Source organism: Streptomyces sp. NPDC028298, from assembly GCF_055565895.1.
In genome coordinates this window covers 108,045-115,619 of the sequence record NZ_JBVHTL010000002.1, presented here as the reverse complement: position 1 = coordinate 115,619, position 7,575 = coordinate 108,045, and the positions used below count along the sequence as shown (strand labels likewise).

The following is a 7,575-nucleotide window of genomic DNA, read 5'->3' as shown; positions in this document are numbered from 1 at the left end:
AAAACGGGAGCCCCCCCCCCCGTCCCGCCCCACCCTCTTGGGTCCCCGCCCCTGCCCCCCCCCCCCCCACGCCCGCCCCGCGGTCCCGTCGCTCGGCCGAATTCCCGGCCGGACCCTCGGCCCAATCCTCGGCCGGGCCTCAGGCGGAGTTCCCGACCGGACTCTCGGCAGGCCCCGGCCAGACCTAGGCCGAATCCTCGGCCGGATCTCAGGCGGAGTGCCCGGCCGGACTCTCGGCCGGACTCTCGGCAGGACCTCGGCCGGACCCCGGCCAGACCTCGACCGAATCCTCGGCCGGACCCCGGCCGGACCCTCGGCCGAACCCTGGCCGGATCTCTTCGGAACCCTCTGTCGAAAGGCACACGCCCGTGTCCCTCACGCGCAGACAGGTCACCTCGGCGGCCGTGGCCGCCTTACCGCTCGCCGCCGGGGCGGCGGCCCCGGCGTCCGCCGCCCCGCACCGCGGCCCGCGCACCCTCCACATCGCCGGCGACTCCACCGCCGCCCAGAAGTACGCCGACGCCGCACCCGAGACCGGCTGGGGCATGGCCCTCCCGTTCTTCCTCCGAGAGGACATCGTCGTCGCCAACCACGCCGTGAACGGCCGGAGTTCGAAGAGCTTCATCGACGAGGGGCGACTCGCCGCGATCCTCGACGTCATCCGGCCCGGCGACCTCCTGCTCGTCCAGTTCGGGCACAACGACGAGAAGACCGCCGACCCGACGCGCTACACCGAGCCGTGGACGACGTTCCAGGACTGCCTGCGGGAGTACCTCGACGGGGCGCGGGCCCGGGGCGCGCGGCCGGTGCTCGCCACCCCGGTGGAGCGCAGGAAGTTCGACGCGGACGGCGCGGCGGTGCCGACGCACGGCGACTACCCGGCGTCGATGCGCGCGCTCGCCGCGGCCGAGCGCGTCCCGCTCCTCGACGTCCAGGCCCTGTCCATCGCGCTGTGGCAGCGGCTCGGCGTCGAGGAGACGAAGCGGTACTTCAACTGGACCGCGACCGAACAGGACAACACGCACTTCAACCCGCCCGGCGCCATCGCCGTGGCCCGTCTCGTCGCGGGCGCGCTGCTGCGCCGCCGGGTGCTCGGCCCCCGGGACGTACGCCGTCTGGACGCCGCCATACCCGAGTCCTGGATCACCTGGCCCACCGCCTGAACTCCTCGATCCCTGCCCCGGATCCCTGGATCCCCGATCCCCGGATCCCCCGAACCCGTGAGCTCGCCGGGCTCCGAGGCCCCGAGCCGAAGGAAAGAGAGTCGCACCATGCACACACAGGAATGGCATGCGCATGCCACGAGCTGGCGTGCGGTCACCATCCGCAGAGCCGCCGCGCTGATCGGCTGCACCGCCCTCGTGCTCGCCGTCACCGGCACCACCGCCGAGGCCCGCCCCCGCGACCCCGGCCGCCAGACGCTCGCCGCGGGCGACGGCTGGGCGGCCGACGGGACCGGCACCACGGGCGGCTCGGCGGCCGGCGCCGCGCAGGTCAGCACGGTCTCGACCTGGGCGGAGTTCAAGGCCGCGCTTGCCGCGGGCGGCAGCGCGCCGAAGATCATCAAGGTCCGGGGCACGATCGACGCCAACGCCTCCGGCTGCGACTCCTTCGCCGCCCCCGGCTACGACTTCGACCGGTACCTCGCCGACTACGACCCCGCGGTGTGGGGCTACGACCAGGTGGTCAGCGGCGAGCAGGAGGACCTGCGGGCCGCCTCCGCCGCCGAACAGGACACCGCCATCAAGGCGTACGTCCCCGCGAACACCACCATCGTCGGCCTCGGGGCGAACGCGGGCTTCAAGGGCGCGAGCCTCCAGATCAAGGACGTCGACAACGTCATCGTCCGCAACCTCACCTTCGAGAGCCCCCTCGACTGCTTCCCGCAGTGGGACCCCACCGACGGTGACACCGGAAACTGGAACTCCGAGTACGACAGCGCCGTCGTCTACGGCGCCACGCACGTCTGGCTCGACCACGACACGTTCACCGACGGCGACCACCCGGACAGCTCGCTGCCGACCTACTACGGCCGGATCTACGAACAGCACGACGGCGAACTGGACATCGTCAAGGGCGCCGACTACGTGACCGCCTCCTGGAACGTCTTCGCCGACCACGACAAGACCATCCTGATCGGCAACAGCGACAGCGCGGCCACCGCCGCCGTGGACCGGGGCCATCTGAAGGTCACCCTCCACCACAACCTGTTCACCGGCCTCGTCGAGCGCGCCCCGCGCGTGCGCTTCGGGCAAGTGGACTCCTACAACAACCACTTCGTGGCCGACTCCTCCTACGGCTACAGCTACGGCATCGGCATGGAGTCCCGACTCGTCGCCGAGCACAACGCGTTCACGCTGCCGGACTCGGTCGGCGCCGGGCTGATCCTGAAGAAGTGGAAGGAGGCGCCGGTGACCGCCGCCGACAACTACGTCAACGGCGTCCCGACCGATCTGATCGCCGTGCACAACGCGCAGATCCCCGCCGAGACGCTCCAGTCCGGTGCCGGCTGGACCCCGGTCCTGCGGACGAGGGTCGACCCACCGAGGGCCGTTCCCGCCCTCGTCGACCACCACGCGGGCGCCGGAAGGATCTGCTGACCATGGCCGGACACCCCGTCGGCAGAAGGGCGTTCATCGCCGCGGGCACCGGAGCCGCGCTGGCTCCCGTGCTCGCGGGCCCCGCCCGCGCCACCGCCCGCGCCACCGGCCGGGCGCCGTTCGGGCGCCACGGCTCGCCGTCCGCGCGGCCGGACGCGAGGACCCTGTACGTCCACCCCGGCGGCCTCGGCGACCACACCACCGTGCAGGCCGCCGTGACCGCCGCGACCGGCGCGGGCTTCACCCTGGTCATCGCACCCGGCGTGTACCGCGAGACGGTCTCGGTCGGAGCGGTCGACCCGGCGACCGGCCTGCCCGGAGCCGCCGGGTCCGAGATGACCTGGATCGGCGCCTCCGGCGACCCGCGCGACGTCGTCGTCGTGTACGACAACGCCAACGGCACGCCCAAGCCCGACGGTTCGGGCACCTACGGCACCACCGGGTCGGCGACGACCACCGTGCGCACCGACGGCTTCACCGCCCGCGCGGTCACCTTCGCCAACGACTGGCTGCGCGCCGACCACCCCGGGATCACCGGCACCCAGGCCGTGGCGATCAAGGTGCAGGGCGACCGGTCGGCGTTCCACCGCTGCCGCTTCCTCGGCCACCAGGACACCTTGTACGCCGACACGATCGCGCTCGGCACCTTCGCCCGGCAGTACTACCGGGACTGCTACGTCGAAGGCGACGTGGACTTCGTCTTCGGGCGGGCGACGGCGGTCTTCGAGCGCTGCCACTTCCGCACCCTGGACCGGACGGACCTGGCCGGCGCCCCGTACGGCTTCGTCTTCGCGCCGTCCACGGCCGTCGCCGACCCACGCGGATACCTGGTCACCCGCTGCGGGATCAGCAGTGCCGCGTCGGACGCCTTCTACAAGCTGGCCCGCCCCTGGGTGCCCGGCTCGGACCCCACCGCCCGGCCGATGCTGACCGTCCGCGACACCCGTCTGGGCGCCGGCATCGACGCGGTCGCGCCCTACACGAACATGTCCGCCGCCTACCCCTGGCAGAGCCAGCGCTTCGCCGAGTACCGCAACACGGGACCCGGCGCGGTGATCTCCGTCCCCGAGAACCGCCCCCAGCTCACGGACGCGGAGGCCGAGCGGCACACCCGTGCCGCCTACCTCGGCGACTGGTGTCCGTGATTGCCCCGTTCCCTCCGACAGCACGACGAAAGGACCCCACTCCATGTCTCGTCGTACCGCTCTCCCGCTCGGCGCCGCCCTGGCACTGGGCGCCGGCCTCGCCGTCCTGCCCGGACAGGCGCAGGCCGCCACCGTCGTCGTGGACACCACCGCCGAGCTGACCTCCGCGATCTCCGGTGCCGCCGCCGGGACCGTCATCCAGGTGCGCGGCGGCACCTACTACCCGACGGCCACCCTCCAGTCCACCGTCAACGGCACGTCCTCCGCGCCGGTCACGCTCACGGCGTACGGCTCGGAGACCGTGAGGATCGACGGCTCCTCGCTGCCCTCGGGCTCCTGGATCTTCAAGCTGACGGCCGACTACTGGAACGTCTCGAACATCACCTTCCAGAACTCCCCGGACAGCGCGGTCGTCTGCCAGTCCTGCACCGGCACCGTCTGGAGCAACGTCAAGACGATCAACGGCGGAGACTCCGGCTTCACGCTGACCGGCGACGGCACCGTCAACAACACGGTGAGGAACATCGACGCGTACGGCAACTACGACGGCGCCACCCACGGCGAGAACGCCGACGGCATCGCCGTGAAGTTCGGCTCCGGCACCGGCAACCTGATCACGGGGGCCCGCCTGTACAACAACTCCGACGACGGGATCGACTTCTGGTCGTTCTCCTCGCCCGTCACCGTCGAACACACCTGGTCCTTCGGCAACGGCAGGAACCGCTGGGGCGACTCGGCCTTCGCGGGCGACGGCAACGGCTACAAACTGGGCGGTGACGGCGAGGTCGTGGCCCACGTCGTCAACAACTCCGCGGCCTGGGACGACGCGGGCAGCGGCTTCACCGAGAACTCCAACACCGGCGCCATCGTCATCAACCGCACCACCGCCTACGCCAACGGGAAGTACGGCTACTACTTCGCCACCAGTGCCGCCAGACTGGGCAAGAACCTCGCGGTGGGCAACGGCACCGCGGTGTCCAAGGGGTCCTCGGTGACGTCCTCGGGCAACAACTGGGACTCCGGGGTCTCCACCCCTTCGTTCGTCTCCACGGACGCCACCACCACGTACAACTCCCGTTCCTCCAGTGGGACGTTGCCCGCGACCACCTTCCTCACGACCGGCAGCACGACCATCGGCGCGACCATGAACTGACCGCCGCCCCGCCGGGACGGGGCCCGAAGAGTCCGACGCGAGGCCCAAGTCGGCCGAAAAGTATGTATCGATCCGGCAAAAGGTCTCGCGTCCACGGACGTTACGCGCGTAGAAAACCTGTCATGCATAAGCCACTCCGCATCGCGGCCGTCGCCGCGACCTGTGTCGTCGCCGGCGCCGCCCTGTACGGCACCGGCGTAGCCACCGCCGGTCAGTCGACGGCGAACTCGACGCACGAGCCGTACAACATCGGCGTCCTCGTCAAGGACATCGACACCTACTACGGCACCACCGCCGACAGCAACGGTGTCTACCAGGCGTCCCCCGACAGCCCGTACGCCAAGGACCTGGCCCGCCTCGACGCCTCCGCCAAGCGGTACATCGACCAGGCGGCCCGCAAGGCCCACCACCGGCACACCAAGCCCGCGGTCGTCTTCGACATCGACGACACGCTGCTGCTGTCCCTCGACTACGAGAAGAAGACCAACTACACCTACAACTCGGCCTCCTGGGCCGCGTACGTCGCCCAGGCGGACCGCCCGGCCGTCTTCGGCAGCCCGGAACTCGTCGAGTACGCCGCTTCCAAGGGCGTCGAGGTGTTCTACAACTCCGGTCTGAAGGAGTCGCAGCGCGTCTCCGCGGTCGACAACCTGAAGAAGATCGGCGTCGACGTCAACCTCGACTCGGCGCACATGTTCCTCAAGGACGCGGCCAACCCGCCCGCCTACCTGAGCGACTGCGCCACCGCGACCGCCTGGAACTGCACGACCGTGCAGTACAAGGCCGGAACCCGCAAGCACATCGAGTCCCTCGGGTACGACATCGTCGCCAACTTCGGCGACCAGTACTCGGACCTCGACGGCGGCTACGCCGACAAGACCTACAAGCTCCCGAACCCCACGTACTTCGTGAGCTGACGCCTTCCCCCCATGGGCGAACGCCCCCGCCGGTCCTGACCGTCGGGGGCGTTCGCCTGTCCGCCGTGCGGAGTTCGGGGCGTCCGGACGTGTCGCTACGGATCTCCGCCGTCCGCGCCCCGGTCCGTTAAGTCCCCGGCCACGGAGGCCCGTTCGCCGTCCGCGGTCGTCGCCGTCACCGTGTAGGCGTCGTCCTTCACCTCCCGGCCGCCGCGGTCGTGGCCGTACTGGCCGGCGAAGACCCAGGTGCCCGGCCAGACCGTGCGACCGGGCCTGAGGGCCCAGGTGTAGACGAGGAAGCCGTCCCGCTCGGCGACCGTCGTGGTGAAGTCGCTCCCGGGCAGCGAGACCCAGGCACCCGCCTCGCTCACCCCGCCGGTCTGCCCGACCTTCAACGTGACCGTGAGCGAGGTGAGCCGCCGCGTGGTCCTCAGGCTCACCTCGCTCTGCGCCCAGAAGTCGCCGCTGTGCGGGTCGACCGAGCCCCGCGACCGCAACGGGCCGTCGGCGGTGTCCCCGGCGGGTGGCCGAGCGGGGGTGGCGGTCCCGGCCGGAGCGGGAAGGTCCGAGGGGGAGGGGCGCGGCCCGCCCGAGGCCGTCGGTGTCCCGGGACGCGGTCCGGGCCCGGGCGTGGCCACACCGCGTCCGGCCGGGTCCCGCGAAGGGCCGGGAACCGGAGGGACGGCCACGGTCCGCGGAGCCGCACCGTCGTCCCTCACCACCGGGGCGACCGCGTAACCCCCGGCCACCAGGACGCCCGCGACGGCGGCCGTGGCGCCCAGGACACGCGCCCAGCCGGGCAGCGGGCGACGCGCCGTACGACGCGGCGGCCGCTCACCGGAGCCCGCCATGCCGCGCTCGACCCGGGCCAGGATGCGGGCGCGGTCCGGCTCGTGGGACCCGGCCGCCTCGCGCAGCCGGGCGCGCAGCGCGTCGTGCGCCTCCCGCGACTCCCTCACCGGCCCCTACCTCCGGCCCCGCCCGCGGGCAGCGCCCCCGCGTGCATCCGTACCGCCGTCCCGTCCGTGCCGAGCAGCCGCTTCAGTTCCGCCATGCCCTTGGACGTCTGGCTCTTGACCGTACCCACCGAGACGCCGAGGGCGAGCGCGGTGTCCTTCTCCGACAGGTCGAAGGCGTGCCGCAGCACGACGCACGCGCGCTTGCGGAACGGCAGCCGGCGCAGCGCCTCCTGGACGTCGACCGTGCCGGGCACGTCCGGGTTCTCGGTCCTGTCCTCGCGCTGCGACCAGAAGAGCGTCATGCGCCGGCGCTCGCGCACCGCGGCCCGGATCCGGGTGCGGGCGAGGTTGGCGACCACTCCGCGCGCGTACGCCGTCGGACGGTCCGCCGCGCGCACCCGGTCCCAGCGGTGCCACAGCGCGAGCAGCGCTTCGGCGGCCAGGTCGTCGGCGGCGTCCGCCTCGCCCGTCAACAGATGGGCCAGTCGCGCCAGTTCGGCGTAGTGCCGTTCGAAGAAGGCGTGGAACTCCGCGGAGGCGGCGTCGTCGACGGGCGTGCCCACGGGGTGCCTCCCCTCGCTTCGGCTGCGGCGGCGGTGCGGGTGCGGTGGGTGCTGACCCGCGATCCCGTCGGGGGACACGGGAGTTGGGGCGGAGCGGGACGCGTGAGCGTAGCAGCCGGCCGTACGGGCCCCGGAACGGTGCCCGGCGGGCCGAACCGGATTCCGTAACACGGGGAAAACCTGAAACGGGTTGATCGGGGGAACAATCCAGCCAGCATCCGCACACCAGGCACGCAGG

7 protein-coding genes are annotated in these 7,575 nt (G+C 72.1%); 5 read left to right on the top strand and 2 right to left on the bottom strand.

Annotated features, from left to right (window positions below):
- Positions 1-368: 368 nt before the first annotated feature.
- The 5 genes from ACZ4TO_RS09085 to ACZ4TO_RS09065 all read left to right on the top strand — a co-directional run bounded on the left by ACZ4TO_RS09085 (position 369) and on the right by ACZ4TO_RS09065 (position 5,815).
- A complete protein-coding gene (locus ACZ4TO_RS09085) occupies positions 369-1,163 on the top strand; it encodes a rhamnogalacturonan acetylesterase (RefSeq protein WP_468023852.1) in 795 nt (264 codons plus the stop codon).
- Between the two features lie 108 nt (positions 1,164-1,271).
- A complete protein-coding gene (locus ACZ4TO_RS09080) occupies positions 1,272-2,600 on the top strand; it encodes a pectate lyase family protein (RefSeq protein ID WP_468023851.1) in 1,329 nt (442 codons plus the stop codon).
- Positions 2,601-2,602: 2 nt separating this feature from the next.
- Positions 2,603-3,745 carry a pectinesterase family protein gene (locus ACZ4TO_RS09075; protein WP_468023850.1) on the top strand — a complete coding sequence of 381 codons (1,143 nt, stop codon included), beginning with the start codon at positions 2,603-2,605 and terminating at the stop codon, positions 3,743-3,745.
- Between the two features lie 43 nt (positions 3,746-3,788).
- On the top strand, positions 3,789-4,898 hold the full coding sequence (locus ACZ4TO_RS09070) for a right-handed parallel beta-helix repeat-containing protein (RefSeq protein WP_468023849.1): 1,110 nt from the start codon (positions 3,789-3,791) through the stop codon (positions 4,896-4,898).
- 122 nt (positions 4,899-5,020) lie between these two features.
- Complete coding sequence (locus tag ACZ4TO_RS09065; protein WP_385049791.1) at positions 5,021-5,815, top strand: HAD family acid phosphatase; 795 nt, start codon at positions 5,021-5,023, stop codon at positions 5,813-5,815.
- Positions 5,816-5,910: 95 nt separating this feature from the next.
- On the opposite strand, the gene ACZ4TO_RS09060 is transcribed toward ACZ4TO_RS09065, so the two are convergent.
- Positions 5,911-6,774, bottom strand: a complete 864-nt coding sequence (locus tag ACZ4TO_RS09060) for a hypothetical protein (RefSeq protein WP_468023848.1) — start codon at positions 6,772-6,774, stop codon at positions 5,911-5,913.
- On the bottom strand, positions 6,771-7,337 hold the full coding sequence (locus ACZ4TO_RS09055; protein ID WP_382794491.1) for a SigE family RNA polymerase sigma factor: 567 nt from the start codon (positions 7,335-7,337) through the stop codon (positions 6,771-6,773). The genes ACZ4TO_RS09060 and ACZ4TO_RS09055 overlap by 4 nt, the downstream gene beginning before the upstream one ends.
- Positions 7,338-7,575: the final 238 nt, after the last annotated feature.